Origin of the sequence: Bradyrhizobium sp. SZCCHNR1002, from assembly GCF_032381435.1 — a bacterium.
Lineage (GTDB): Bacteria > Pseudomonadota > Alphaproteobacteria > Rhizobiales > Xanthobacteraceae > Bradyrhizobium > Bradyrhizobium aeschynomenes.
In genome coordinates this window covers 454766-479455 of sequence record NZ_JAUHIS010000001.1, presented here as the reverse complement: position 1 = coordinate 479455, position 24690 = coordinate 454766, and the positions used below count along the sequence as shown (strand labels likewise).

Sequence of the window (24690 nt, the reverse complement as noted above, 5' to 3'; positions counted from 1 at the left end):
TGCGCCCAAAGCAGCTTTTTCGCCAAGCCTCCAATCCGATGCCCCTCTCCAGGGGCTTCCGGTAAAAAGATTCTTGTTTCCATTTTTCAGAATTCATGATTGACTACCCCCATCCCGTCTCGATCTGAGGGGCGCTTCGCGGTCGTCACGGACGTTGAGGCGGGATGTGGTGGGCGTATCGGTGCTGCAGCGTGGCTTGGCTGCGCGGACGAACGGCATCGATGCGCACGGTCAAGTCGCGTGGTCCTGACACCCCGACGCTGGTGTCAAGGTCGAAGGGCTGGACGAGCCCTGCGGCCGACGGTGGCCAACAAGCCCGGAGCACCGGGGAGAACGCGAAGCAGCCGTTCCAACCATCGCGCGGGGAATGCCGGGATGTCTCGGCTGAACCTGTGGTACCTGCCGCCTGCATTTTTTTCTGCAGGCGGGCCATGGGGGCGGCCAGCTCCCGGCATTCCCCGTGCCCTCTTCGAGGAGAGGGCATGTCCAGAGGCAAAGCTCGGACGCAACTGCGCCGCGAGATGGCGGCGGTGCGTCCCGCGGCGAATGATGAGCCGGACACAGATGTCTCAGCCGCGCATGTTCAACATCGAGAGCAAGAAAGGGCGTCCTCGCTCTCGCCCACGGCGAACGCAGCGGACGATGGGCATTATGCGCTCCCCTGTCTCCACGTCGTCATGGCCAGGCTTGTCCCGGCCATCCACGTCGTTCGGCATGCTGAGAAGGACGTGGATGCCCGGGCCTTCGCCGCGCCGAAGCGGCTTCGGCCGCGCAGGCGGGACAAGCCCGGGCATGACGGAGAAACAAATGAGCAGCCCTTCCTGCGGCCCTGGCCCTACGTCGGCGAATGCGGCCATGCGCCCGCACCGGAGACGACCTTCACGTCGCCGCCGCATCCGCCGGCGGCCGTTGCCGCAGCAGCGCGGCGCAGGCGAAGCCGAGCGCGACCATCAGGGCGGCGGCGATGAGCAGCGTCGGCTGCTTGCCGCCATGCACCACGCCAAAACCGTAGGCGATCGGGCCGACGGTCTGTCCCAGGAAGAAGAAGAACGAGTGCAGCGACATCGCGGTGGCGCGGGCACCGATCGACAGCTCGCTGGCGAACACCTGCAGGCAGCCATGGATCATGTAGAAGCCCCAGCCCATCATCAGCATGCAGGCGAATTGCAGCTTCCAGCCGGGGCCGAAAGCGAGCGCGGCGAGTTGCAGGGCCACCAGGGCAGCGCCGGAGATCATCATGCCCTTGACGCCGAGCCGCGGCAGGAAGTTCGAGACGGTGGCCGTGTAGAACAGCCCGCCGACCGCAAAGCCCGCGATGACAATGCCGGCGATCGACAGCGAGGTCTCGCCGAGATCGAACAGGAACGCGGCGATGAACGGAAACAGCCCGAACACGCAGCAGCCTTCGACGAACACTGCCGGGAAGCAGAAGCGCGCATTCGGATTGGTGAAGATGGTGCGATAGCCCCTCTTCAAGGCGGCGAGATCGGTGGTCGCGGCGTGGGTGACCTTGGCGCCGCGGAAGCCGGCGGCGACCGCGAAGGAGGCGATCAGCCCGAGCGCGCCGAGGATCGCGAGCACGCCGCGCCAGCCGATGAAGTCGCCGATGATGCCGGACGCGGTCGCGCCGAGCAGGTTGCCGGCCATCGAGCCCGCCAGCGTGCGGCCGATCGCGACCTGGCGCTTGTCGGGCGCGACCAGATCGCTGGTCAAGCCGAGCGCCACCGGAAACACGCCGCCCGAGGCGATGCCGGCGAGGATCCGGCTGGCGAACAGCAGCGGAAACGAGGTGGCGAGCGCGCCGAGCACGCTGGCGACGCCGAGCAGCGCGAGGCACAAGGTCATCAGCCGCGCCTTGCCGAACAGGTCGGCGGCGGCGCCGATCGCCGGCTGGATCAGCGCGTAGATCAGCGCATAGCCGGCGGCGATGCCGGCCGCGGTGGCGATGCTGATCGAAAAATCCTCGGCGACATGCGGCAGCACCGGATCGAGCGCGCGCGTCGACAGCGCCGCCGAGAAGCCCGCCAGCGCGATGATGTTGACCGCTGGCGGAAACTTAGTCTCGGGCTTGGCGACGGGCTGGTGCATCAGCTGATGGCGCCCGCCGTCTGTCCCTTGGCAAGCGCGTCGAACGCCATCAGCGTCCGCAGCAATCCCTCGAACTGCGCCAGCGGCACCATGTTCGGACCGTCGGAGGGCGCATGATCGGGATCGGGATGGGTCTCGATGAACACGCCAGCGACGCCGACCGCCACGGCCGCGCGCGCGAGCACGGAGACGAATTCGCGCTGGCCGCCCGACGAGGTGCCCTGCCCGCCCGGCTGCTGCACCGAATGCGTCGCGTCGAAGATCACCGGCGCGCCGGTCGTCTTGGCCATGATCGGCAGCGCGCGCATGTCCGAGACCAGCGTGTTGTAGCCGAACGAGACGCCGCGCTCGGTCGCCAGCACGTTCGGATTGCCGGCGCCGGTGATCTTGGCCACGACATTGGCCATGTCCCAGGGCGCCAGGAACTGGCCCTTCTTGACGTTGATCACCTTGCCGGTCGCGGCGGCCGCGAGCAGCAGGTCGGTCTGCCGGCACAGGAAGGCGGGGATCTGCAGGATGTCGACGGCCTGCGCCACCTCGGCGCACTGGCTGGCGTCATGCACGTCGGTCAGCACGGGAAGGCCGAGCGAGGCGCGGATCTCGGCGAAGATCGGCAGCGACTGTGCCAGCCCGAGCCCCCGCGCGGCCGAGCCAGAGGTGCGGTTGGCCTTGTCGAACGAGGTCTTGTAGACGAGGCCGATGTTCAGGCGGCCTGCGATCTCCTTCAGCGCCGAGGCGACCTCGAGCGCGTGGGCGCGGCTCTCGAGCTGGCACGGCCCGGCAATGACCGCGAGCGGCAGCTGATTGCCAAACTTCACGGAGCCGAGGCTGACGACCGGCGCGGCAGAGATCGGAGCGTTCACGACTTCATCCTCTTTGAGCGCGCGACCATGGCCCGGCGCGGGCCTCCGGATCAACCCGGCGCGCGCCCGCGAATAGCAGGGTTGCGGGGATCGGTCATCCCCGCCCCTCGCCGGGTCCTATTTCAGCGCCGAGAACGCCGTGGGCACCAGGAACTGGCTGGTGATGTTGGCGACGATCTGGCCGTCCTCCTCGCTCTTGGCGCGCGCCGCGATCCAGGTCGGATCTGTCATGAACTTGGTCCATTTGGTCTCGCGCTCGGCGAGCGACTCCCAGGCGAGGAAATAGGTCAGATCCTGGTTGGATTCGCCGATCAGGGTCGTGAAGAAACCCACGGGGCGGATGCCGTGCGTCTCCCACAGCTTCAGCGTGGTCGTCTCGAAGCGCTTCAACAGCGCCGGCAAGCGGCCGGGAATGCAGCGATAGATGCGGCTTTCGTAGATCATGGCAACGGACCTCCCCTTCGTGATCGTTCAAGCGTGATCGATGCCGCGTTTTGGCAACAATTGCCGCGGTCGTCAAAGCCGTTCGGCCGCAGCGGGCCGTCGCGGTTCCCCACCTTGCGCAAAGCGCAACGCGCTTGCACAATCTCAATGGCATCGAGGTGGGGCATGTATCGTTCAGGGTTCATCCGGGTCGTCATTTTCATCGCCTGCATTCTGGCGTCGTACCCGTCCGCGGCGCAGCAGACGGCCACTCCGAATCTCGCCGAGGTCAAGCCGGCCGCCAACGCCTTCACCCTCGCCGATCCGGTCCCGTCCTGGGTGGTCGAGAGCACAGCTCCCGAGGTCAGCGCGCCGGCGCCGATCGTCATTCGCCTTTCCGAGACGCAGTATCTGGTCGATCGCGAGCCGGTCGTGTTCGTCCGCCGTATCACCGCCATCAACGACGCGGCCTCGCTGGCCGCGGCCGGCCACATCGCGATCTCCTTCGCGCAGGATTATGAGCGGGTTCAACTGCACTGGATCCGGATTCAACGCGGGCAGGAGCAGATCGACCGCACCACGACCTCCAAGCTGCGGTTTTTGCAACGCGAGCAAGGCCTCGAACAGGGCGTGTATAGCGGCGATGTGACGGCCTCGATCCTGATCGACGATCTGCGCGTCGGCGACACCATCGACCTGGCCTACTCCCACCACGGCCAGAACCCGGTGTTCGCCGGCAAGTTCATCGGCCTGACCAGTTGGGATCAATCCCATCCGACGCTCAGGCGCCACGTGATCTTCAGCCATCCGGTCAGCCGGCCCATTGCATGGCGGATGATCGGCGACCGCACCGGCTCGCCGGTCGTGCCGACCGAAACACTCCGCAGCGGGTTGCGCACGCTCGACTTCGACGAGCGCGGACTGCGCGAGGCCACTGCCGACCCGCAGACGCCGCACGACTATTTCGCCTTCCGTTTCTTGCAATTCTCGGAGTTCGGAAGCTGGCAGGAGGTCGCGCAATGGGCCACCGCCCTGTTCGAGGTCAACACCGCTGCGAACGAGGAGGTGGATGGCCTCGCCAAGACGATCGGCACCCTCGACTCGACTGATCAACGCGTCGCGGCGGCGCTGCAGATCGTGCAGTCGCAGATCCGCTACTTCTCGGTTTCGCTCGGCGAGAGCTCGCACCGACCCGCCTCCCCGGATATCGTGCTGCGCCGGCGCTACGGTGATTGCAAGGACAAGTCTTTCCTGCTCGTCACGCTGCTGCAGCGGCTCGGCATCCAGAGCCGCCCGGTCCTGCTCCAGATCGGTCGCCGCCGCGGTCTCGAGGAGGTGCTGCCCAGCCCCGAATTCTTCGATCACGTCATCGTCGAAGCCGTCGTCGACGGCAAATCCTACTTTCTCGATCCGACACGCCTCGGCCAACATGGTCGCCTCGACCGCATGGGCCAGGCGCATGCGGGGGTCCAGATCCTGCCGGTCGCGCCCGAGACCGAGCGCCCGTCCGCGATTCCCGTGCGCGCGGCCGACGAGGTCGACGACGATCTCACCGAGCGCGTGACAGTCGACAAGCTCGGGGACGACGCGCAACTGTCGGTGAAGCGCGTGTGGTCCGGGCTGAGCGCCGAACGGCTGCGCCTCGTCTTCGAACAGACGACGCGCGAGCTGATCGCGAAGCGGGTCGGTGACATGCTCGAGGACAGATATCCAGGGGCCGTTCTCGCCGCCGATCCCGCTGTCCATGACGACCAGGAGCAGAACATCCTCTCGATCGAGGCCACCTTTCGCGTTCCTAAGATCGCGACCGAGCGCAGCGGGACCTGGGTGATCCGCTACAAGCCGGACAACCAGTCGGGCACGCTGCCGCTGCCTCCCTCGGCGACACGAACCATGCCGCTGGGCATCTCCGCCCATCCCTATCACGCGCGATATCAGATCGAGATCACGCTGCCCGACGCCGTCAGTGTCGTGGCCGACCCCTACACGGAGACCGTGGCCAACGATCATTTCAGCCTGACCAGCTCGCGCTATTTCCGCGGCAACGTCGCCCGCAGTCAGGTCGAGCTCACGACGCTCCGGCCGTTCGTGGAGGGCAACAGCTATTCCAAATATGCCGATGATTTGCGCGCCGCCAACCGCGCCATCGTCGGCTTTTTTGCGTTCGGCAAGTCCGACATCAAATCCAGCGAGGCGGGAGCCGATCAGGCCACCGACCGTTTCCACCGCATGCTGCTGGACGCCGTCCAGAAGACGACCGACACCATTTCGAGCGGCAAGCTCACCGGGTCGGACCTCGCCGACGCGCTGTGCCAGCGCGGCAGCTCGCTGGTCGAGCTCGGACGCGTCGACGAGGCGATGCGCGACGTCGCCGAGGCGTTCCGTCTGATCCCCAATACCAGCGAGGCGTTCAGCTGCCGTGGCGGCGCTCTGTACGAGTCCGGACAGTTCGAGCGCAGCATTGCCGATCTCTCGAAGTCCATTTCGCTCGGCGCGATCACCGCCTCGAACTATCGCTCCCGCGGCGCGGCCCGATTCTACGCCGGACAGATCGAACAGGCCGGCGCCGATTTCGCCCGCGCGGTCGAGCTGGCCGAGGGCGACAACAAGATCTATTGCGAGCTGTGGCTGCTGGCCGTCTTGGGCCGCGCCGGCAAGCCCGTGCCGGACGCGATCGCGCAACGCGCAAGCGCGGCCGCCAAGGGACCGTGGCCGCTGCCGGCTTTGGCGATGATGACGGGCGCCCTGTCGCCGGACGACCTGCTCAAGACGTTCGACGACAAGAAGGGCGACGAGCGCAGGATGCTGCTGTCGGAGGCCTATTTCTACATCGGCCAGCACGACATGATGCGCGGCGACAAACAGGCGGCGAAGCTGAACTTCGAGAAGTCACGCGAGCAGGGCGTGATCCTCTACACCGAGCACATCGCCGCCGGTTTCGAATTGCAGCGGCTCGCCAAGGAGAGCGTCGGAGCCGCCGCGGCGCCCGCGGCGAAGCCCCTGCCCTGAGCGGCCTACACCAGCCGCGACTGCACCACCGCGGCCTGGATGAACGACGCGAACAGCGGGTGCGGCTCGAACGGGCGCGACTTCAGCTCGGGGTGGAACTGGACGCCGATGAACCAGGGATGGTCCTCGTACTCCACGATCTCCGGCAGCACGCCGTCGGGCGACAGGCCGGAGAACTTCAGGCCGTGCTGCTCGAGCCGGTCCTTGTAGGCGGTGTTGACCTCGTAGCGGTGACGGTGCCGCTCGGAAATCTCGGTCGCGCCGCCATACACCTCGGAGACGCGGCTGCCGCGCTTGAGCGCCGCAGGATACGCGCCGAGCCGCATCGTGCCGCCGAGATCGCCGCTCTTGGAGCGCTTCTCCAGCTCATTGCCGCGCAGCCACTCGGTCATCAGGCCGACCAGCGGCTCCCTCGTCGGACCGAACTCCGTGGAGTTGGCCTCGGTGATCCCCACCAGATTGCGCGCGGCCTCGATGACCGCCATCTGCATGCCGAAGCAGATGCCGAAATACGGCACGTCACGCTCCCTGGCGAACTGCGCCGCGCGAATCTTTCCTTCCGCGCCGCGCTGGCCGAAGCCGCCGGGCACCAGGATGCCGTTGACGTGCTCGAGGAACGGCGCGGGGTCCTCGTTCTCGAACACCTCGCTCTCGATCCAGTCGAGCTTGACGCGGACCTTGTTGGCGATGCCGCCATGCGACAGCGCCTCGATCAGCGACTTGTAGGCATCCTTCATGCCCGTGTACTTGCCGACGATCGCAATCGTCACGTCGCCTTCGGGATTGCGGACGCGCTCGTTGATCGTGTGCCAGCTGGCGAGCGCTGGCGGCACCCGCGGCTCGATGCCGAACGCGGCCAGCACCTCGTCGTCCAGACCGGCGGCATGATAGGCCTCGGGCACGGCATAGATGTTGTCGACGTCGCGCGCCTCGATCACGGCGCTCTCACGCACGTTGCAGAACAGGCCGAGCTTGCGGCGCTCTTCCTTGGGAATCGGACGGTCGGTGCGGCACAGCAGGATGTGCGGCTGGATACCGATCGAGCGCAGCTCCTTCACCGAATGCTGCGTCGGCTTGGTCTTCAGTTCGCCGGCGCTCGGAATATACGGGAGCAGCGTGAGATGGATGTAGATCGCGTGATCGCGCGGCAGCTCGTTGCCGAGTTGCCGGATCGCCTCGAAGAACGGCAGGCCCTCGATGTCGCCGACGGTGCCGCCGATCTCGACCAGCACGAAATCGTATTCGTCATTGCCCGACAGCACGAAATCCTTGATCGCGTTGGTGACGTGCGGGACGACCTGGATGGTCGCGCCGAGATAATCGCCGCGGCGCTCCTTGGTCAGGATGTCCTGGTAGATGCGTCCGGTGGTGATGTTATCGGCCTTGGTCGCGGGCCGCCCGGTGAAGCGTTCGTAATGGCCGAGATCGAGGTCGGTCTCGGCGCCGTCGTCGGTCACGAACACTTCGCCGTGCTGATACGGCGACATCGTGCCTGGATCGAGGTTGAGATAGGGGTCGAGCTTGCGAAGCCGGACCTTGTAGCCGCGGGCCTGCAGCAGCGCGCCTAACGCGGCTGAAGCCAGACCCTTTCCGAGCGAGGAAACCACGCCGCCGGTGATGAAGATGTACCGCGCCATGGGACCCTACCTTTAATGCCGCGCGCGCGATTCGCCAAAACGAATCGCCTGCAGCCCGCAACAACGTCGCGGGCCTGTGGGTTACGTCAAAATGTGAATGGTCTCAGGGACTTGAGACCGCCTCCTGATGCAGGGCGCCAAGTGCGTTCCTGCATGGCTTCCCCGCGTTATTGCGACTGCGGAGCGGACGGCGCGCTTGGCGCCGCAGGCGCCTGCTGCTCGTCGGCCTTCTTGAGCTGGTCGAGCACGCCGCCGCTGCCCGGCGCCACCGGCGTCGCGCCACCGGATTGCGTCTGGCCGGGCATGTTGCCGAGAATCGAGGTCGGCTTGCGCTCGAGGCCGGCGAGCCAGGTCAGTAGCAGGCTGGTGATGAAGAAGCCGACCGCCAGCACCGCCGTCGTGCGCGTCAGCAGGTTCGCGGTGCCGCGGCTCGACATGAAGCCGGCGCCGCCGCCCATGCCGAGGCCGCCGCCTTCGGACTTCTGCAACAGCACCGCGCCGATCAGGACGGCGACGATCATGAGGTGGATGACGATCAAGACAGTCTGCATGGTGACCTTCCGTCACAAGCCCTCGCTGGCCCCGACCGGAGGCCGGGATCGCGAGAGCTTCGCGGGCTATTCGGAAATTTGCGCGGTGTTACACGATCAAATCGGGCAACGCCACCCCGCAGATAATCGCAGCCGCGCTTCTCACAAGCGCCGACGCAAGCGGTGTCGCTTCGTCTTGAAAGCCGAACCACATTCCATTATCAGAGACGAATGGATCATATAATAGACGATTTCAGCCAACGGCTCGCCCGGCGCCTCCAACTGGAGCGCGACGGCCGCGGCTGGTCGCTGGCCGACCTGGCCGAGCGCTCGGGTGTCTCGAAAGCCACCATCAGCAAGATCGAGCGCGCGGAAGTGAGCCCGACCGCCGTGGTGCTCGTCAAGCTGGCCAGCGCCTTCGAGCTGACGCTGGCGGGCCTGATGCTCCGCGCGGAAGCCCAGCCGGAGCGCGTATCGAGAGCCGGCGAGCAGCCGGTCTGGCGCGATCCCGACACCGGTTATGTCAGGCGTCAGGTGTTCCTGCGCCCGGACCATCCGGTCGAGCTGGTGTCCGTCGAGATGCCCGCTCGCCGCAGCGTGACCTTGCCGGCCTCGTCCTACATCCACATCCGCCAGCTGCTCTGGGTGCAGAGCGGACGCCTGACGATCATCGAAGGCGCGGAGCGCCATGAGCTGGGCCCTGGCGACTGCCTGGGCTTCGGCCCGCCGATCGACACCACCTTCGCCAATGAGACCGATGCGCCCTGCACCTATGTGGTGGCGCTTGCCCGGAGTTGAGAATGTCCACGATTCGAATTGCACCCCTGTCCGATACGGCAGCCATTCGCGCCGGGCTGAATGAGATGCTGATCGAGACGGTGGCGAACGGCGGCTCGGTCAGCTTCATGCACCCGCTCAGCACCGACGACGCCGACGCGTTCTGGCGCGATTCGCTGTCGAGCGCCGCGCGCGGCGAGCGGATCGTGCTCGGCGCGATCGACGGCGATGCGGTGGTGGGGACCGTGACCTTGCAGCTCAAGCTGCCGCCGAACCAGCCGCATCGCGCGGAGATCGCGAAGATGATGACGCGTGTCAGTCACCGCAAACGTGGGATTGCCACTGCGCTGCTGCGCGCCGCGGAAGCCCTGGCTCGCCAGCACGGACGCACGATGCTCGTGCTCGACACAGCCGAGGACGGCGGTGCGTCGGAGCTCTACGAGGGTCTCGGCTTTCAGCTCAGCGGCATCATTCCGGACTATGCCGTGAAGCCGCATGGCGGCCTCACCGGGACCAAGATCTATTGGAAGCGGCTCGGGGAAGCGGCGTGACGCGCGGGTGCTCACGCGCGGTGTTGAGATGTCCCTTCAACACCCCTTCGCAATTGCGAGAAAATCCGCGGCCTTCAGGCTGGCGCCGCCGACCAGCGCGCCATTCACGTTCGCGACCGCCATCAGTTCGGCGGCATTGGAGGGCTTTACCGAACCGCCGTAGAGGATCCGCATCCGCGCCCCCTCCCCCTTGAAGCGATCGGTCAGCAGCTCCCGGATAAAGGCATGAATCTGCTCGACATCCTTCGCCGTCGGCGTCAGACCGGTGCCGATGGCCCAGACCGGCTCATAGGCGACGACCAGATTGCCGGCCTGCGAACCCTCGGGAAGGCTGAGGTTGAGCTGCCCGCGCAGGATGTCCAGCGTCTGGCCGGCATCGCGTTGGTGCTGGGTTTCACCGATGCAGACGATGGCGACCAAACCGGCACGCCAGACCGCCTCGGTCTTCTGGTGCACCACGACATCACTTTCACCGTGATCGGCCCGCCGCTCCGAATGACCGACGATGATGGCGCGCGCGCCGGCATCGGCCAGCATCTCCGCCGAAAGGTCGCCGGTATGGGCGCCCGACGCCTTGGCGTGGCAGTCCTGCGCACCGACAACGATCGCCTCGTTGCCATGCGCCTTCTCGGCAAAGGCCGACACCAGGGTCGCCGGCGGACAGACCAGTAGATCGGCCTTCGCCGTGACCTCCGCGGCCCCCGCCATCATCGCCTCGAACTCGGCGATCGAAGCCCTCAGGCCGTTCATTTTCCAGTTGCCGGCAATCAGGGGGCGGATGCGGTCGGTCATGGCAGGATTCCAGCAAGCGTTGTGACAGGAGATCGGCTAGCAGAGCCCCTGCAGGAGTACCAGAGCGGGAACGGTCTTCCCACCGCTTCAATCCGCCTCAGGCGCGAGGTTGCGACCGGGCGGCTGCCTCATTATAAGCCGTTCCAACTCGGTGACGCCCTTCCGCGGAATTCGCTCCAAGGTGCGGCCCCTTCATCCTTTTTCCTGCAGACAGATTGGACCCATGCTTCGAGGATTACGCAAGGCCTCATCAAACTGGCTCGGCAAGACCATCATGGCGGTGGTCATGGGCGTTTTGATCGTCAGCTTCGGCATCTGGGGCATCGCCGACATCTTCAAGGGCTTCGGCCAGTCGACGGCTGCAACCGTGGGACGCACCGAGATCTCGATCAACGAGTTCCGCCAGATCTATACCGACCGGCTGCAGCAGATCGGCCGGCAGATCGGCCGTCCGTTGACCACGGATCAGGCCCGCATGTTCGGGCTTGACCGCTCCGTGCTGCAGCAGACGATCGCGGAAGCTGCGCTCGACGAGCAGGCCCGCCGGCTCGGTCTTGGCCAATCCGATGCCGAGACAATGCGGGTGATCCTCAGTGACCCCAACTTCAAGGGCCCGAACGGCGCGTTCGATCCCCAGCGCTTCCAGGCCATCATCCGCAATTTCGGCTTTACCGAGCAGCGCTATCTGGCTGACCAGCGCCGGCAGTCGCTGCGTCGGCAGATCACCGGCACCATCGCGGCCGGGCTCGAGCCGTCGAATACGATGCTCGATGCGCTGAGCCGCTTTCAGAACGAGCAGCGCTCGATCGAATACATCAAGCTCGACGCGGCGCAGGCCGGCACTATCGAGGCACCCGCGCCTGAAGTCCTTGCGGCCTATTTCGACGCGCACAAGGCGCAGTTCAAGGCGCCGGAGTATCGCAAGCTTTCGTTCGTCGTAGTGACCCCAGAAGAAATCGGCAAGTGGACCACCGTCTCGGACGAGGATGCGCGGAAGCTGTTCGATCAGCGCAAGGCTCTGATGGGCACGCCGGAAAAGCGTCAGGTCCTGCAGATGACCTTCCCGAGCATGGAAGAGGCGCAGGCGGCTCGGGCGCGGATTGCGTCGGGCGAAGTCACGTTCGACGAGCTCGCCAAGGAGCGCAACCTGAACCCTGCCGACCTCGATCTCGGATTGGTGACGAAGTCGGCCATCCTCGACCCTGCGGTCGCCGATACAGCGTTCTCGCTGCCGACCGGCGAGGTCAGCCAGCCGGTCAAGGGCGCCTTCAACGTGGCGCTGGTGAAGGTGAGCGCGATCCAGCCCGGCCAGGAGCCGGCCTATGAGAGCGTGGCCGCCGACATCAAGAAGGAGATCGCCGCCGACCGCGCCAAGTCGGAGGTCGCCACGCTCCGCGACAAGATGGAGGACGAACGCGGGGGCGGCTCGAGCGTCGCCGAGGCCGCCAAGAAGCTCGGCCTCAATGCCGTAACGATCGAAGCGGTGGATCGGTCGGGCAAGGAGCCGAATGGTCAGCCCGTCCCGAACATTCCGCTTGGCCTCGATGTCGTGTCCCAGGCGTTCAACAGCGACGTCGGCGTCGACAATGAGCCGATCTCGTTCCGCGGCGGCTATGTCTGGTTCGAGGTGCTCGGCATCACTCCGCCGCGCGACCGCCCCCTCGACGATGTCAAGGAGCAGGTTGCAGCCAAGTGGCGCGACGACGAGGTCGCGGCGCGGCTCCGCGCCAAGGCGACCGAGCTTGCGAAGAAGCTCACCGAGGGCGCCAAGCTTGTCGACGAGGCGACATCGCTCGGCGTCAAGCTCGAGACCGCAAGCGCATTCAAGCGGGATGCAACCCTGCCCGGCGTCCCGACCGGCGCCATCACGGCAGCGTTCCGCACGGCCAAGGACGGCGTCGGACAGACCGAGGCGGATGGCGGCCGGCAGTGGATCGTGTTCCGGGTCACCGACATCGTCGAGCCGAAGGTCGATCTCGCAGCCGACGACGTCAAGAAGCTGAAGGAGCAGTTGCAGCGGGCCCTGGCCGACGAGCAGGGCACATCGTATGTCCTGAAGCTCGAGAAGGATATCGGCACCACCATCAACGAAGCGGCCGTGGCCCAGGTGGTCGGCGGCGGCAGCAATCAGTGACGGCTCGCGAGGAAACGCGTGATGGACGATCTCAAGTCGATCATTGGCAAGGTCGCGACCGGCGCGCCGCTGTCCCGTGAACAGGCCGCGTCCGCCTTCGACAGCATGATGTCGGGCGAGGCCACGCCGTCGCAGATGGGCGCACTGCTGATGGCGCTGCGCGTTCGCGGCGAGACGGTCGAGGAAATCACCGGCGCCGTCAGCGTGATGCGGGCGAAGATGCTGCGCGTCGACGCACCAGCAACCGCTGTCGACATCGTCGGCACCGGCGGTGACGGCTCCGGCTCGGTCAACGTCTCGACCTGCGCCTCCTTCATCGTGGCCGGCGCCGGCATTCCGGTCGCCAAGCATGGCAACCGCGCGCTGTCGTCGCGATCGGGCGCCGCCGACGTGCTCGCTGCGCTGGGCGTCAAGATCGACCTGAAGCCGGACCAGGTCGGGCGCTGCGTGCGCGAGGCTGGCATCGGCTTCATGTTCGCGCCCGCTCATCATCCGGCGATGAAGAACGTCGGCCCGACCCGCGTCGAGCTCGCGACCCGCACCATCTTCAACCTGCTCGGGCCGCTGTCCAACCCCGCCGGCGTCAAGCGTCAGATGGTCGGCGTGTTCTCGCGGCAATGGGTCGAGCCATTGGCACAGGTGCTCAAGAACCTCGGCTCGGAAGCTGCCTGGGTCGTGCACGGTTCCGACGGGCTGGACGAGATCACACTGACCGGCCCGACCTTCGTGGCGGCGCTCGATAACGGCCATATCCGCACCTTCGAGATCACGCCCGAGGAAGCCGGGCTCGGCCTGTGCGGCAGCGACGGGCTCAAGGGCGGTGACGCCGCGGCCAACGCGGTGGCGCTGCAGAGCGTGCTCGACGGCCTGCCCAGTCCCTACCGCGACGTTGCCCTGTTGAACGCAGCTGCAGCCCTGGTCGTTGCCGGCCGCGCCAAGTCGCTCAAAGAGGGCGTGGCGATCGGCAAGGACTCCCTCGACAGCGGCGCCGCCGCGGCGAGGCTGAAGCAGCTGATCGCAGTCTCCAACGGCTGATCTCGCGGAGCGCGTCATGTCCGATATCCTGGCCAAGATCGAAGCCTACAAGCGCGAGGAGATCGCCGCCGCCAAGCATGCGTGCCCACTCTCGGTGCTCGAGGCCCGTGCCCGTGACGCCTCGCCGCCGCGCGGCTTCGTCGCGGCGATCCGGAGCAAGCACGCCAAGGGCGACTATGCGCTGATCGCGGAGGTGAAGAAGGCCTCGCCCTCGAAGGGCCTGATCCGCGCCGATTTCGACCCGCCCGCCCTCGCCAAGGCCTACGAGGCCGGTGGCGCAGCCTGCCTGTCGGTGCTCACCGATACCCCGTCTTTCCAGGGGCATCTGAACTTCATGGTCGCGGCGCGCGCCGCCACCGCCCTGCCCGTGCTGCGCAAGGACTTCATGTTCGACACCTACCAGGTTGTCGAGGCCCGGGCGCATGGCGCGGACTGCATCCTGATCATCATGGCGGCGCTCGATGACGCCGCGGCGCAAGACATCGAGGCGGCGGCACTCGACAGCGGGATGGACGTGCTGATCGAGATCCACGACCGCGCCGAGCTCGACCGAGCGTTGAAGCTGCGCTCGCCGATGATCGGCATCAACAACCGCAATCTGCGCACCTTCGAGACCACGCTGGCAACCTCCGAAGCTTTGGCGCCGCTGGTGCCAAAGGAGCGGCTGCTGGTCGGCGAGAGCGGCATCTTTACGCCCGCGGATCTCGCGCGTCTGGCACGCGTCCAGATCCAGACCTTCCTGGTCGGCGAGAGCCTGATGCGGCAGGCCGACGTGACGGCCGCGACACGCGCACTGCTCGCGCGAGATGCCGCCTCCGTCAGCGCGGCTGAGTAGCTGCAAATGACCGACAAGCCGTCCCTCACCCATATCGACGCCCGCGGCGAAGCGCGCATGGTCGACGTGTCGGACAAGGCCGCGACGGAGCGGGCCGCAACAGCCGAAGGTCGCGTGGTGATGAGCCCGGCGACGCTGGACCTGATCGTGTCGGGCAACGCCAAGAAGGGCGATGTGCTGGGCACGGCCCGCATCGCCGGCATCATGGCGGCCAAACGGACCTCCGAACTCATTCCGCTGTGCCACCCTCTGGCGCTCTCCAAGGTCACCGTCGATATCACGCCTGACGCCGCCCTGCCCGGCTGCATCGTTACGGCGACCGTGAAGGTGACCGGCCCCACCGGGGTAGAGATGGAAGCGCTCACCGCCGTGTCCGTCGCCTGCCTGACCATCTACGACATGATCAAGGCCGCCGAGCGCGGGGTCCGCATCGAAGGCATCCATCTGACAGAAAAGATCGGCGGCAAGTCGGGCCATTATCGCGCCTGACGGTATCAGGAAGCCAATTACAACTTCAAATTAATCGTTCGCTAACTCATCTTGCTAACCTCACTTCCATTGCGGGCCTGTAGCCATTGCTATGGGAGGGACGTTGTAGCGGTCCATCCTCAAACGCTCTTTGCACGCGTATTCGGGACCGATGACGACGAACACCAGTCCAGGAAGTGCCCTCAAGGCTTCGGCTGACCGCGGCGGACCAATCCGCTGGCTGGTTGGCGGAGGCCTCGTGCTGATTGCGGCCATCGCGATCGGCGCGACCATCATGGCCGACAGCTTTCGGGAGCGCGCGCTGAACAGCGCGACGCGCGAGCTGGAAAACACCGTGCTGCTGCTGGCGCGTCACTTCGATCAGCAGATGGAGGACCTCGGCGCGATCCAGCGCGATCTCGCCAACTACGTCCGGCTGAGCCGCATCGACACCAGCGTCCGCTTCAAGGAGCAGATGGGCACTGCGGCCGTCAACGCAATGCTGAAGGGCAAGCTGAGCGCGGTGTCCTATGTCGGCGGCGTCAGCATCTTCGATTCCGACGGCAACCTGATCAATTCGGCAACCGCTTGGCCGGTGCCGCCCGTCAACGTCGCTGATCGCACCTATTTCAAGCGGCTGAAGTCTGACCCGACGGCGCCGCAATTGCTGATCGAGCCGGTCGTTAGCCGCGTCACGGGAACGAACGTTGCCGTGATCGCGCTCAAGCTGACCGCCCCGAACGGCGAGTTCCTCGGGGTCATCAGCCGCACTCTCGAACCGGTCAACGTCGAGCGCTTCTTCGCGTCCGTCGCGCTCGGACCGGACGCTGCGATCTCGATGATGCATCGGGACGGCGTCTTGCTGGCACGCTATCCTCGCCATGAGGGGATGCTGAGCCAGAACTACAAGGACGCGCCGATCTTCCGCCAGATCCTGGCCGGCGACGGCAACACCACCGGCATCTTCAGCAGCCCGGTCGACGGCGAGCATCGCATTGGCGCGTCGCACCGGCTGACGAGCTATCCGCTGATCGTCACCGCGACGACCACCGTGTCCGCGGCGCTGGCCGACTGGCGCGAGCAGATGAGGTTCCTGATCGCCGTCGGCTTGATCTCGGTGCTGCTGATCGCCGGCATGCTCACCGTCGTCGTGCGACGGCTGATCAGCGATCACGAGGCCTCGAGCCGCCGCTTGACGCTGGAGAAGGAACGCCTCGACAAGGCCGTCAACAACATGACCCAGGGTCTGCTGCTGTTCGATGCATCGGAGCACCTGGTCATCAGCAATCAGCGCTACATCGACATGTACGGCCTGTCGGCCGATGTCGTGAAGCCCGGCTGCACGTTCCGCGAGCTGATCGCCCACCGCAAGGCATCCGGCTCGCTCGCCGGTGACGACGCAGAATATGCCGATGCCGTGTTGCGCAACATCGGCCGCAAGACCTCCCAGATCATCGAGACCACCGACGGCCGCTGGATCCAGATCGTCAACGAACCGATCGTGGGCGGCGGCTGGCTTGCAACCCACGAGGACATCACCGAGCGCAAGCGGTCCGAGGAGCAGATCACGCATCTGGCCCACTATGACGCCCTGACGGATCTGCCCAACCGCACCCTGTTCCACGAGCGGCTGAAGCAGGAAATGGCTGGCGTGGCGAGCGGCCGGCAGCTGGCGCTGCACTACATCGACATCGACGAGTTCAAGGGGGTCAACGACTCGCTGGGCCACCTGATCGGCGACGAATTGTTGAAGTCGGTTGCAAGAAGCCTGCAGGCCTGTGTCGGAACCGCCGGCTTCGTCGCGCGTCTGGGCGGCGACGAGTTCGCGGTGGTGCAGACCACGATCAAGAGCCGCGAGGACGTCAGCTGCCTGATCGACGAGATGCTGGCCGCCATCCGCGCCCCGCGCGACTGCCTCGGCCACCAATTGACCGCAGACGCCTCGATCGGCGTGGCGCTGATTCCGCAGCACGGCACCGACATCGACCAGATCATGAAGAACGCCGATCTGGCGATGTACGCCGCCAAGGCTGCGGGACGTCGCACGTGGCGCTTCTTCGAGCCGGAGATGGACGCCCAGGTCAAGGCCCGCCATCAGCTCGAGGTTGACCTGCGCCAGGCAATGGTCGACGACCAGCTCGAGGTCTACTACCAACCCTGCCTCAGCCTGCAGGACGACCGCATCGTCGGCTGCGAGGCGCTGGTGCGCTGGAGGCACCCGACCCGCGGCTACGTCTCGCCCGCCGAGTTCATCCCGATCGCCGAGGACACCGGCCTCATCAACCAGCTCGGCGAGCGCGTTCTCAACGTCGCCTGCACCGAGGCTGCGACATGGCCGGATGACATCCGGCTCGCGGTCAACGTCTCGCCGGTGCAGTTCAAGAGCGGCACGCTCGCGCTCAAGGTTGCCAAGGCGCTCGCGGCCTCCGGCCTGTCGCCGCGCCGGCTGGAGCTGGAGATCACCGAGGCCGTGCTCATTCGCGACGACGATGCGCTCGACACCCTGCACGAGCTGCGCGCGCTCGGCGTCCGCATCGCGCTCGACGATTTCGGCACGGGCTATTCCAGCCTGAGCTATCTGCAACGGATCCCGTTCGACAAGATCAAGATCGACCGCTGCTTCGTCAAGGACATCACGGAGAGCGAAGGCTCCGCCGCGATCGTCCAGGCCGTCGTCAACATCGCCGCGATCCGCAAGATGTCCACGACGGCGGAAGGCGTCGAGACCGAGGCGCAGCGCCAGGTGCTGAAGCGGCTCGGCTGCTCGGAGATGCAGGGCTACCTGTTCAGCCCCCCCAAGCCCGCAGCCGACGTCCGAGGCCTGTTCGAGGCGCATCGCGCCCATGGCCGGAACGGGTCGACCGGCCGTCGCCCGCGCTCCGATGCGGCCTGACGGACAGGCTTTCAACCGCTAAAAACCGCTGCAATCTGGTCCTTTTCCGCAAGCCGTTTGCAAACCCTGTCTTCAGATCACCGCGCCGGACGCTTGCAGGCGGCCCGCGCCGCGGAAATATCTCGAGCGGCGGACATGGCCATGTCCGCCCGTGCACACTGGTCGAAAACCACGACGGGACGGCTGCAAAGCCGCCCCGTCGGTGTGAGAGCGGAGCAGGCGCGAACTCCCTCGCACCCTGCCCTTTTCATCTCAATTCGGCACCGCTGCCTTGGCCCGGACGTCCGCATTCACGGTGACGCCGCGCAGCACGTTGAAGGCCGCGTGCAAGGCCTTGTCGTCCTTCTCGTCCGGCGGAACGTAGGACTGCGAGCCGGTCTGCTCGGTGCCGTCGGCAGCCGACAGGTGGCCGCGCATTCCCGCCTCGCCCTTGAGGTCGGCACGATCCTTCAACTCGTCCGGAACGTCCTGCTTGACCTCGATGTCCGGCGCGATGCCCTGCGCCTGGATCGAGCGACCGGACGGCGTGTAGTAGCGCGCCGTGGTCAGCGCGAGCGCACCATTGCCGGCACCGAGCGGAATGATCGTCTGAACCGAGCCCTTGCCGAACGAGCGCGTGCCGACCAGCGTCGCGCGCTTGTGATCATGCAACGCGCCCGCCACGATCTCCGACGCGGACGCCGATCCGCCGTTGATCAGCACCACGAGCGGCTTGCCCTTGGTGAGATCGCCGCCGCGCGCCGTGAAGCGCTGCGTCTCCTCGGGATTGCGGCCGCGGGTGGACACCACCTCGCCTCGCGGCAGGAACGTGCTGGACACCGACACCGCCTGGTCGAGCAGGCCGCCCGGATTGTTGCGCAGATCGACCACGAAGCCCGCGAGCTTCTCCTGCGGAATCTCCCTGGAGATGCTGGCGACCGCCTTGCGCAGGCTCTCGGTGGTCTGCTCGTTGAACGAGGTGATGCGGATGTAGCCGATATCGCCGCCTTCGGTGTGATAGCGCACCGGCCGCACGCGGATGATCTCGCGCGTCAGCGTGACGTCGAGCGGCACGTCCTTGCCCTTGCGGATGATGGTGAGCTTGGTCTTGGTGTTGACGCCGCCCTTCATCTTGGCGACCGCCTGCTCGAGCGTCAGGCCCTGAACGCTGTCGCCGTCGATCTTGGCGATGAGGTCGCCGGAGAGGATGCCGGCCTTCGAGGCCGGTGTGTCGTCGATCGGCGCGACGACCTTGACCAGCCCCTCCTCCATGGTGACCTCGATGCCCAGGCCGCCGAACTCGCCGGTCGTGGTCTCCTGCATGTCGCGCCAGGACTTGTCGTTCATGTAGCGCGAATGCGGATCGAGCGAGGACACCATGCCGTTGATGGCGCCCTCGATCAGCGCAGGATCGTTCGGCTTCTCGACATAGTCGGCACGAACACGCTCGAACACCGCGCCGAACAGATTGAGCTGCGAATAGGTGTCGGCCATTCCGGCGGCGGCCTTCGCCCGTGCGACGAGTTGCGCACCCTCGGGGCCTGCGACCATCAGGGTCAGACAGACGCCGGTCATCGTGCCTGCCAGGAACAGCCAGTTTTTCCGCATTGCTTTGCTTCCCGAGGGTTTGCTTGGTGGCCGGCGGATCACATGGTCCGAACGCAACGCCGGCAGGATTGGCCTACGAACTCACACCACATTTCCGGTTTCTTCAAGGCCGATATCCGGCCCGGAACATTCCACCAGAGTGCCGCCAGGGGCCGTGGCGTTGTCAACCGAAATGGACGCTCCCCGGCCGAAATCAAGATCGCGATCACGCCGGCATCATGCCCGACCGTGATTATCCGGTCTTTCACGGTCGCCGCCCGATCACAACTCGACGAGCCGTGTCCGCAGCGGCGAATCGATGCGCAGGCGTGGCGCGCGCGGCCAGCCGCAGTTCGGAATGGCTTGCGTATGGCCCGTCCGATGGGCGATGTTGGATAACAAATGATAATCTTTGCTGGGAGGCAGGCATGAATCAACAGACCCCGATCGAAGCGGGCTGGCGCAACGTCGAACTCGGCGCCAGCGACGAGAAGTTCCAGAACCTTCACGAGTTCATCCGCAAGGCACGAACGCAGCTCAACCAGAACGCCTGGGACTACATCATCGGCGGCGCCGAGACCGAGACCACGCTGCGCCGGAACCGGATGGCGCTGGACGAGATCGCGTTCCGCCCGCGGGTGCTGCGCGACGTCTCGCGGGTCGACGCCTCGGTCGAGGTGCTCGGACGCAGGCTGCGCCTGCCCGTCGTGCTGGCCCCGGTCGGTGCGCTCGAGATCTTCGATCCGATGGGCGCGGCCTCCGTGGCGCGCGGCGCCGGCCGGTTCGGAGCTGCGCACATGCTGAGCTCGGTGTCGGAACCCGGGCTGGAGATGACGGCCGAGGCCGCGCCGGACGCGCTGCGCATCTTCCAGCTCTATGTCCGCGGTGACGACGCCTTCGTCGAGGACTATGTGAGCCGCGCCGTGGCGAACCGCTACACCGCGTTCTGCCTGACCGTCGACACCGCCCATTACAGCCGGCGCGAGCGCGACATCGCCAAGCGATATGTCCGCGAGAGCAGGCTGCGCGCCACCGGCGGCGATCACCAGAAAGCGCTGAGCTGGCACACCGTGAAGCTGATCAAGGACAAGTTCAAGCTGCCTCTGATCATCAAGGGCATCGCCACCGCCGAGGACGCAAAGATCGCGCTCGATCATGGCGTCGACTGGATCTACGTCTCCAACCATGGCGGCCGCCAGCTCGACCATGGCCGCGGCGCGATGCACGTACTGCCGGAGATCGTCGCGGCGGTGAAGGGCCGTGCCCGGATCATGGTCGACGGCGGCTTCTGCCGCGGCACCGACATCGTCAAGGCGATCGCCTCGGGCGCGGACATGGTCGGCATCGGCCGCCTGCAATGCTGGGCGCTGGCCGCCGCCGGCGAGGACGGCATTCTGCGCATGTTGGAGCTGCTGGAGGACGAGGTCATTCGCGCGCTCGGCCTGCTCGGCGTCACCTCCTTCGCCGAGCTGAACGCGTCCTATCTGCATCCGGCAACTGCCACCACCATGCCCGGGGTGTTCAGCGCGTTTCCGCTGGCCGACATCGAGCCCTACCGCTATTGACGAGGCCCTGCTTCGGCTTTCTCTCCGGCAAAGACGCGCGTCGCGATGCTTCCCTCTGATCTCCGCCCTGGCGCCGCCGACGCGCTGCTGTTCGATCTTGGCCGCGTCGTGATCGACATCGATTTCGTCCAGGTCGTATCGCGCTGGGCCGCGCATGCGGGCTGCGCGCCGGAGCAGATTGCGCAACGCTTCGTGCGCGACGAGATCTATCAGGGTCATGAGCGCGGCACCGTGTCGGATGCCGACTTCTTCGCCCATCTGCGCCGCCAGCTCGGCATCGACATCACCGATGCGCAGTTTCTCGACGGCTGGAACGCGATCTTCGTCGGCCCGATGCCGGGCATCGCCCCCTTGCTTGCCCGCGCCGCGGACGCGCTTCCGCTCTATGCCTTCTCCAACACCAACCAGCCGCATATCGATCACTTCTCGCCGCGCTACGCCGGGCTGCTCGGCCATTTCCGCGAGATCTTCCTGTCGTCGTCGATCGGCCTGCGCAAACCCGATGCCGCGGCGTATGAGCACGTGGTGCAGGCGATCGGCGTCCCCGCCGAGCGCATCGTGTTCTTCGACGACCTCGCGGAAAACATCGAGGGGGCCCGCGCCAGCGGGCTGCAGGCCGTGCTGGTGCGCTCGACCGGCGACATCGCTGCGGCGATGCAGGCGCTCGGCATCTGATCGCGTCTCGGCGAGACGTCGGATGGCTGACATGCCTGCGAGCACGCGAGACGATCGGAGCCATTTCGCCGAGACGTTCGGGATGCCTTCGTTGCGCTCGCAAGGACGGTGTTCAATCATGCAAACTTGTTCTCGCGGCACGCCGTGCCCGAGTCTCGCTGCTTTCGTTCACCCTCCCCAAACGGAGGGCGCAGGGAATGCCGGGCTGCTGGCCGCAACCCATGGCCCGCCTGCGAAGAAAAATGCAGGCGGCAGGTACCACAGGTTCAGCCGACATCCGGCATTCCCTGCGCGATGGGCTTTGCGGCTGCTTCGCGCTCTCCCTGGTGCACCGGGCTTGTTGGCCACCATGGCGACAATGCGCTGACGCGCATTGCGCTTGACACCAGCGTCGGGGTGTCGAGACCACGCGACTTGACCGTCTGCACCGTGCCGTTCGTCCACGCGCCATCGGCACGTTGCGAACACGATGCAGCCACCGCCTCCCACCTCACGTCTCGTGACGACCGCGAACCGTCCCTCTTCATCGAGGCGGGATGCCCGGAAATGTGAAGGTGATTTGCCCGACGACACAAGAGGAATAATTGCGGCAAACCAACACGACGGGCAGTTTGCGCATGGCGGGGATGTGGCAATTGCCCGTCGGGCGCAGAGAGACGCAGGGTGTCACTCGATAGTCAACCACTGACATCTAGCTGAGCGAGGCGGTCATCCTACAGGCGCCTACCTTGAAGCGTGCCCACATTCCCTCTCGCCCAGGATTGCATCGTCGCACTCGCAAATAATGATTGAGTCCGTATAAGGCGCTCGATCACATTCAGGCCAGGGAGGTGCCTTGTTTCGCGATCGCCTGCATCAGCACAACGTAAATCGTTTGGAGAATCGATAACAGCACTTTCCGAGCACCAGGTGCTAACGCGGAGGTGCTTTGCCTTGAACCCATCTGGCCGGATTGGCGTCCGGAAACCAGGTTTGGTCTAGACCGACGTGTGTCCTCCGGATCCCGAGAGTGCGATACTCAATTAGCGGATGGATCGTACCTCTAAACTGGTTCCCAGTAGCGTTGGTGATCGGACATCGGAAAAACCACTTCTGTCCCGGCCGCATGTCCACGGGGCGCACGGCATCCTGAAACTTGATGTCGCCACCCGTTTTATTGTTCAGAACGATAGTACCGATCTGCAGCGAGCCACCCTGGCTGGGGCTGCAGGAGAACACGACGTCGGTCATGCTGAGCAGCCAACTGGGGTTCCTCACAACATACGGAAGTGCGAACGGTGACGCGTCCGGCCCCTGCAGTTCGATTTCAGGAATCGTTTGGGAGTAAATGCCAAGCACGGCCGAGACGGCGGCCACCGCCCCGGCGAGGAGCTTCCAAACCTTTTTTAGCCTCGCCCAGAGCCTTAGCCAATTGCGTAATGGTTTCGGCGGCTCGCCTTTCGGGGGATCTGGGTGCTTGGGGCGCGGCTTTACTCTTGGTCCTTTGGACTTTCCCATGACGTGCAGTTGTCTCGGCCTCTCCGATCGACCTTAGCACGCGCCTCTACTAAGGTCTGACAGTCCAGCGGATGTCCACCGGAATCGCTCTTTCTGCCTCCGACCAGAGCCTACGGACCAACCGCCAGGTAAGTCGCTGCAGCCTGAAACAACGCTGCTACGGCCGCTGCCGTTGCGGCTGCCGAACTCAGTCTGCTCTGCCGGGTGAGGGCAAGCGCGAGCTTCTGCAGGTCGTCCGCCTGTTCTGGCTCGACGTCACTATCGAGGTTAGCCGCTATGTGGCCGAAGTCGATTCTACGGACGGATTTCGGAGTTGGGATTTTTGCAGACCAAAGCCACAACGCTGAAGCGACAAGTGCAAAGGACGCTGACATGTAGTTCAGACCGCTACTAGTTATGTTCATAGAGGTATCCCGGCGAATGGACCTGCCCGTCGATCAAATGGCTTCGGCGAGCCTATCTCTCGGCCGAGAACGCAGACAACCACCAAGCGCGCCTACAGTCGACCTGGCAGACTCTCAGACTAGGCGTAACAGCTCCGCGATCGAGGCGCTAGCGTCGGTGGATGCCGGGTCCTGGAGGTGTTATCGAAAGAAGACGGAAGTTTGTGGCTGCCTGCAGTCTCAAACCGCCTCGGTAGAGCAAACTTCGTCGAGCTGCTTTGCCCCCTCGTCGAATTGATCTAAAAGGCAATACGTTAGCGCAACACGAAGTCCGTCGCATGCCCCACCTCCCCACCTTCTTTCTCTTCCTCTCCGCCGCGATCATCGTCGCCCTGACGCCCGGCCCCGGCATCTTCTACATCGTCGCGCGCACGCTGGCCGGCGGGCGGAGCGAGGGGCTGGCCTCTAGTGTGGGGCTCGGGCTCGGCGGCCTGGTGCACGTCGTCGCCGGTGCCGTCGGACTCTCGGCGCTGGTGATGGCCAGCGCGGAGGCGTTCACCGCCCTCAAGATTGCGGGCGCATTCTACCTGATCTGGCTCGGCATCAAGACCTGGCGGGAGGCGCGGATCGCGGCGCCTGCGGAGGTGACGACGACCGGCAGCCAGCGTGCGTTTCGCGAGGGGATCGTCGTCGAAGCACTGAACCCGAAGACGGCGGCATTCTTCCTTGCCTTCATCCCGCAATTCGTCGATCCCACCGGTCCGATCGCGGCGCAGTTCATCCTGCTCGGGCTGATCTCGGTCACACTCAACACCAGCGTCGACCTGGTCGTGACGGTCTGGGCGGCCAGAGCACGACACGGCTTGGTCGGCCGCCCAAGCCTCGTGACGCGGATGCGGCAGACATCCGGCGCCGTGATGTGCGGTCTCGGCGGGGCGCTGCTGTTCGCGCGACGGGCGAGCTGAGCTC

18 protein-coding genes are annotated in these 24690 nt (G+C 65.7%); 11 read left to right on the top strand and 7 right to left on the bottom strand.

Annotated elements, in window-relative coordinates:
* Positions 1-879: 879 nt before the first annotated feature.
* From QX108_RS02055 to QX108_RS02045, 3 genes are all read right to left on the bottom strand, one after another.
* Positions 880-2088 (bottom strand): MFS transporter, encoded by a 1209-nt coding sequence (locus tag QX108_RS02055; protein WP_315779142.1) that lies wholly within the window; start codon positions 2086-2088, stop codon positions 880-882.
* Positions 2088-2951 carry a 3-deoxy-8-phosphooctulonate synthase gene (gene kdsA, locus QX108_RS02050; protein ID WP_315779144.1) on the bottom strand — a complete coding sequence of 288 codons (864 nt, stop codon included), beginning with the start codon at positions 2949-2951 and terminating at the stop codon, positions 2088-2090. The genes QX108_RS02055 and kdsA overlap by 1 nt, the downstream gene beginning before the upstream one ends.
* Positions 2952-3068: 117 nt before the next feature.
* A complete protein-coding gene (locus QX108_RS02045) occupies positions 3069-3395 on the bottom strand; it encodes an NIPSNAP family protein (protein WP_009028667.1) in 327 nt (108 codons plus the stop codon).
* A gap of 165 nt (positions 3396-3560) precedes the next feature.
* On the opposite strand from QX108_RS02045, the gene QX108_RS02040 reads away from it, so the two are divergent.
* A complete protein-coding gene (locus QX108_RS02040; protein ID WP_315779148.1) occupies positions 3561-6383 on the top strand; it encodes a DUF3857 domain-containing protein in 2823 nt (940 codons plus the stop codon).
* A gap of 5 nt (positions 6384-6388) precedes the next feature.
* On the opposite strand, the gene QX108_RS02035 is transcribed toward QX108_RS02040, so the two are convergent.
* The gene (locus QX108_RS02035) at positions 6389-8020 is read right to left on the bottom strand and encodes a CTP synthase (protein ID WP_172109298.1); all 1632 of its coding nucleotides are present in this window, start codon (positions 8018-8020) and stop codon (positions 6389-6391) included.
* Between the two features lie 167 nt (positions 8021-8187).
* Positions 8188-8571, bottom strand: a complete 384-nt coding sequence (gene secG, locus QX108_RS02030) for a preprotein translocase subunit SecG (RefSeq protein ID WP_172109299.1) — start codon at positions 8569-8571, stop codon at positions 8188-8190.
* 210 nt (positions 8572-8781) lie between these two features.
* On the opposite strand from secG, the gene QX108_RS02025 reads away from it, so the two are divergent.
* Together QX108_RS02025 and QX108_RS02020 are read left to right on the top strand one after the other, a co-directional pair.
* Positions 8782-9348, top strand: coding sequence for an XRE family transcriptional regulator (locus QX108_RS02025; RefSeq protein WP_315719905.1), 567 nt, complete (start codon positions 8782-8784; stop codon positions 9346-9348).
* 2 nt (positions 9349-9350) lie between these two features.
* Positions 9351-9878, top strand: coding sequence for a GNAT family N-acetyltransferase (locus tag QX108_RS02020; RefSeq protein WP_315779151.1), 528 nt, complete (start codon positions 9351-9353; stop codon positions 9876-9878).
* Positions 9879-9914: 36 nt separating this feature from the next.
* On the opposite strand, the gene tpiA is transcribed toward QX108_RS02020, so the two are convergent.
* On the bottom strand, positions 9915-10670 hold the full coding sequence (gene tpiA, locus QX108_RS02015) for a triose-phosphate isomerase (RefSeq protein WP_315779153.1): 756 nt from the start codon (positions 10668-10670) through the stop codon (positions 9915-9917).
* Between the two features lie 223 nt (positions 10671-10893).
* Here tpiA and QX108_RS02010 point away from each other — a divergent pair, with 223 nt between their 5' ends.
* From QX108_RS02010 to QX108_RS01990, 5 genes are all read left to right on the top strand, one after another.
* Positions 10894-12804, top strand: coding sequence for a peptidylprolyl isomerase (locus QX108_RS02010; protein WP_315779155.1), 1911 nt, complete (start codon positions 10894-10896; stop codon positions 12802-12804).
* Positions 12805-12825: 21 nt separating this feature from the next.
* Positions 12826-13839, top strand: coding sequence for an anthranilate phosphoribosyltransferase (trpD, locus tag QX108_RS02005; RefSeq protein ID WP_315779157.1), 1014 nt, complete (start codon positions 12826-12828; stop codon positions 13837-13839).
* A gap of 16 nt (positions 13840-13855) precedes the next feature.
* On the top strand, positions 13856-14674 hold the full coding sequence (gene trpC / locus QX108_RS02000; protein ID WP_315779159.1) for an indole-3-glycerol phosphate synthase TrpC: 819 nt from the start codon (positions 13856-13858) through the stop codon (positions 14672-14674).
* Positions 14675-14680: 6 nt separating this feature from the next.
* Complete coding sequence (moaC, locus tag QX108_RS01995; RefSeq protein ID WP_315779160.1) at positions 14681-15163, top strand: cyclic pyranopterin monophosphate synthase MoaC; 483 nt, start codon at positions 14681-14683, stop codon at positions 15161-15163.
* 151 nt (positions 15164-15314) lie between these two features.
* Complete coding sequence (locus tag QX108_RS01990; protein ID WP_315719897.1) at positions 15315-18035, top strand: EAL domain-containing protein; 2721 nt, start codon at positions 15315-15317, stop codon at positions 18033-18035.
* Positions 18036-18287: 252 nt separating this feature from the next.
* Here QX108_RS01990 and QX108_RS01985 read toward each other — a convergent pair whose 3' ends face one another.
* Positions 18288-19622 carry a S41 family peptidase gene (locus tag QX108_RS01985; RefSeq protein ID WP_315779162.1) on the bottom strand — a complete coding sequence of 445 codons (1335 nt, stop codon included), beginning with the start codon at positions 19620-19622 and terminating at the stop codon, positions 18288-18290.
* Positions 19623-20029: 407 nt separating this feature from the next.
* On the opposite strand from QX108_RS01985, the gene QX108_RS01980 reads away from it, so the two are divergent.
* From QX108_RS01980 to QX108_RS01970, 3 genes are all read left to right on the top strand, one after another.
* Positions 20030-21166 carry an alpha-hydroxy acid oxidase gene (locus tag QX108_RS01980; protein WP_315779164.1) on the top strand — a complete coding sequence of 379 codons (1137 nt, stop codon included), beginning with the start codon at positions 20030-20032 and terminating at the stop codon, positions 21164-21166.
* Between the two features lie 45 nt (positions 21167-21211).
* Complete coding sequence (locus QX108_RS01975) at positions 21212-21841, top strand: HAD family phosphatase (protein WP_315779166.1); 630 nt, start codon at positions 21212-21214, stop codon at positions 21839-21841.
* Positions 21842-24059: 2218 nt separating this feature from the next.
* Entirely contained in the window at positions 24060-24686 is a 627-nt protein-coding gene (locus QX108_RS01970; protein ID WP_315779168.1) for a LysE family translocator, read from the top strand.
* The last annotated feature ends 4 nt before the right edge of the window (positions 24687-24690 follow it).

Bases quoted from the DNA above. Each gene is read 5' to 3' on its own strand.
- QX108_RS02055 (WP_315779142.1), bottom strand. From the start codon at position 2,088: ATGCACCAGCCCGTCGCCAAGCCCGAGACTAAGTTTCCGCCAGCGGTC.
- QX108_RS02045 (WP_009028667.1), bottom strand. From the start codon at position 3,395: ATGATCTACGAAAGCCGCATCTATCGCTGCATTCCCGGCCGCTTGCCG.
- QX108_RS02040 (WP_315779148.1), top strand. From the start codon at position 3,561: ATGTATCGTTCAGGGTTCATCCGGGTCGTCATTTTCATCGCCTGCATT.
- QX108_RS02035 (WP_172109298.1), bottom strand. From the start codon at position 8,020: ATGGCGCGGTACATCTTCATCACCGGCGGCGTGGTTTCCTCGCTCGGA.
- secG (WP_172109299.1), bottom strand. From the start codon at position 8,571: ATGCAGACTGTCTTGATCGTCATCCACCTCATGATCGTCGCCGTCCTG.
- QX108_RS02025 (WP_315719905.1), top strand. From the start codon at position 8,782: ATGGATCATATAATAGACGATTTCAGCCAACGGCTCGCCCGGCGCCTC.
- QX108_RS02020 (WP_315779151.1), top strand. From the start codon at position 9,351: ATGTCCACGATTCGAATTGCACCCCTGTCCGATACGGCAGCCATTCGC.
- tpiA (WP_315779153.1), bottom strand. From the start codon at position 10,670: ATGACCGACCGCATCCGCCCCCTGATTGCCGGCAACTGGAAAATGAAC.
- QX108_RS02010 (WP_315779155.1), top strand. From the start codon at position 10,894: ATGCTTCGAGGATTACGCAAGGCCTCATCAAACTGGCTCGGCAAGACC.
- trpD (WP_315779157.1), top strand. From the start codon at position 12,826: ATGGACGATCTCAAGTCGATCATTGGCAAGGTCGCGACCGGCGCGCCG.
- trpC (WP_315779159.1), top strand. From the start codon at position 13,856: ATGTCCGATATCCTGGCCAAGATCGAAGCCTACAAGCGCGAGGAGATC.
- moaC (WP_315779160.1), top strand. From the start codon at position 14,681: ATGACCGACAAGCCGTCCCTCACCCATATCGACGCCCGCGGCGAAGCG.
- QX108_RS01990 (WP_315719897.1), top strand. From the start codon at position 15,315: ATGACGACGAACACCAGTCCAGGAAGTGCCCTCAAGGCTTCGGCTGAC.
- QX108_RS01985 (WP_315779162.1), bottom strand. From the start codon at position 19,622: ATGCGGAAAAACTGGCTGTTCCTGGCAGGCACGATGACCGGCGTCTGT.
- QX108_RS01980 (WP_315779164.1), top strand. From the start codon at position 20,030: ATGAATCAACAGACCCCGATCGAAGCGGGCTGGCGCAACGTCGAACTC.
- QX108_RS01975 (WP_315779166.1), top strand. From the start codon at position 21,212: ATGCTTCCCTCTGATCTCCGCCCTGGCGCCGCCGACGCGCTGCTGTTC.
- QX108_RS01970 (WP_315779168.1), top strand. From the start codon at position 24,060: ATGCCCCACCTCCCCACCTTCTTTCTCTTCCTCTCCGCCGCGATCATC.